The sequence below is a fragment of the Streptomyces sp. NPDC005423 genome, from assembly GCF_040606415.1.
GTDB lineage: Bacteria > Actinomycetota > Actinomycetes > Streptomycetales > Streptomycetaceae > Streptomyces.
In genome coordinates this window covers 1-2,364 of sequence record NZ_JBEXET010000107.1, presented here as the reverse complement: position 1 = coordinate 2,364, position 2,364 = coordinate 1, and the positions used below count along the sequence as shown (strand labels likewise).

At 67.3% G+C, this 2,364-nt stretch carries 1 protein-coding gene and 1 pseudogene; both read left to right on the top strand.

Annotated features, from left to right (window positions below):
• Positions 1 to 94 (top strand): annotated as a pseudogene (locus ABZT12_RS39275) (transposase); the annotation flags it as partial.
• Positions 95 to 179: 85 nt separating this feature from the next.
• Positions 180 to 2,252, top strand: coding sequence for an ISAzo13 family transposase (locus ABZT12_RS39270; protein ID WP_356394654.1), 2,073 nt, complete (start codon positions 180 to 182; stop codon positions 2,250 to 2,252).
• Positions 2,253 to 2,364 lie beyond the last annotated feature (112 nt).

The following is a 2,364-nucleotide window of genomic DNA, read 5'->3' as shown; positions in this document are numbered from 1 at the left end:
CGTCCTCATGCTGGTCTGCGACGGGCTGAAGGGGCTGCCCGACGCGGTCGGCGAGGTCTGGCCGCGAACTGTGGTGCAAACGTGTGTGGTTCACCGAAGCCGTCAAAGAACAACACGTTGCTTTGCGGGATCGATGTCGTTGGTGTGGTGTGCGAATATCCGACCATGTGTGGGGCCAGCTGGCGCGACGGTTCGAGGTCCTGCTCCCGCATTTGAACGAGCGTCAGCAGCGGCTGGCGTTGGCGACCGAGGCCCGGCTGCTTGGCCACGGGGGCGTGCGCTTGGTCGCGCGGGCGGCCGGGGTCAGCGAGACGACCGTCCGCAAGGGCGTCTTCGAGCTCGAAGCCGGGGTCGAGCCGCTGCCCGAGGGACGCGCCAGGCGCCCCGGTGGTGGGCGGATGCGGGCCGAGGCCGTTGACCGAGGTCTGGTTCCGGCGCTGATGGCGTTGGTCGAACCGGATGAGCGCGGTGATCCGATGTCGCCGTTGCGCTGGACGACGAAGTCTCTTCGGCACTTGGCTGCCGAGCTGTCCCGGCAGGGGCATCGCGTGACTGCGCCCACGGTGGGCCGGCTGTTGAAGGAGCACGGGTTCAGCCTGCAGGGCACCGCCAAGACCCTGGAAGGTGATCAGCATCCCGACCGGGACGCTCAGTTCCGTTACATCAACGAGCAGGTCAAAGAGCACCAGGCCGCGGGCGAGCCGGTGATCAGCGTGGACGCGAAGAAGAAGGAACAGCTGGGGCAGCTGCCCATGGCCGGCCAGGAGTGGCGGCCGGCCGGCCATCCCGTCGAGGTCGAGGACCACAGTTTTTTCGCCGGCCCACGGGTGGAGACGGTGATCCCGTACGGGATCTACGACATGACCGCGAACACCGGCTGGGTGAACGTCGGCGTCGACCACGACACGGCCGCGTTCGCGGTCGCCTCGATCCATCGCTGGTGGCAGGCTCGCGGCCGCCACGACTACCCCGCGGCGTCCCGGCTACTGATTACCGCGGACGCCGGCGGATCCAACAGCTACCGCTACCGGTTATGGAAGGCCGAACTGGCCGCGTTCGCCGCCGAGACCGGCCTGACGGTAACAGTCTGTCACTTTCCACCAGGTACTTCAAAATGGAACAAAGTTGAGCATCGGTTGTTCTCCCACATCACCATGAACTGGCGCGGCAGGCCGCTGACCAGCCACGAAGTCGTCCTCAATACAATCGCCGCGACCACGACCCGGACCGGGCTGCGTGTCGAGGCCGTCCTGGACCACGGCTCCTATCCGACCGGCATTGCGATCAGCCGCGACCAGCTGCTGGCCCTGCCGATCACCGCGCATACCGACCACAGCCGGTGGAATTACAGCATCGCCCCGGCCGGTGGCACGGACGCCGCACCGCGAGCCGACGAGCGCACCGCGACCCGCGAGCGAACCCTGCAGATGCTCGCCGATCCCCGCCTGACCGGCATGGACGCCAGCGAACTGAGTTCGCTGGAAGCTCAGTTGGCTGCGGCCCAGGTAGCCCGGGCCGAACAGCGCCGCTACGTGCTCCGCGGAGGCCGGCGCGTTGCCACGACCGGCCGTAGTCGATCGCTGCTGTCGGATGCGGACGAGGTCCTGATCACCGTCGTCTACCTTCGTCAGGTCTGCCCGCAGAAGGTGCTGTGCGATCTGCTGGGGATCAACCCGGTCACCATCGGCCAAGCCATCAAGGCAACCCGGCAGTTACTGGACGAGCAGAAGATCAGCATCACGCCGACCGTCGTGCGCTACTTCACCCGCGCCGAGGACCTCCGGGCATGGGCCACCGGCATCGCTCCGGCCGAGCACCCTTCAGCAATTACGACCCACCAGGCCCTCACCCACCCGGCATTGACCGGCATGAGCCGCGAGGCACTGCACGCCCTGCTCGAGGAGCTGATCGTGCCTTACGCCGCCGCGATCGAACAGCGCCGTCACCGCCAGCGCGGCGGCGACCGACGCCCGGGCAGCCGCGGCGGCGTTTTCCGGCAGAAGATGACCGACGGCGACCGGATCCTCGCCACGATCCTCTACCGGCGTCGCGTCTGCGGCCTGGACTCCCTCGCCGAGCTGTTCGACGTCTGCCGCAGCACGCTGTGGAACGCAATCAAGGACGTCCTGCCGATCCTCGACGCCCATCGCATCGACGTCACCCCCGCCGAGCACCGGCACACCACAGCAGCCGACCTGCTCGCCTTGGTCAACGAGCCGCAGACGGAGGACCATGGAGACGGACGCGGATAATCAACGTGTTGTTCTTTGACGGCTTCACCTGCTGCGGGCGTCATTTCGATACGCGGCCCGACAGGACTGGGACAAGATCGCCAAGGCGCTCAAGCCCGTCTACACCGCGCCG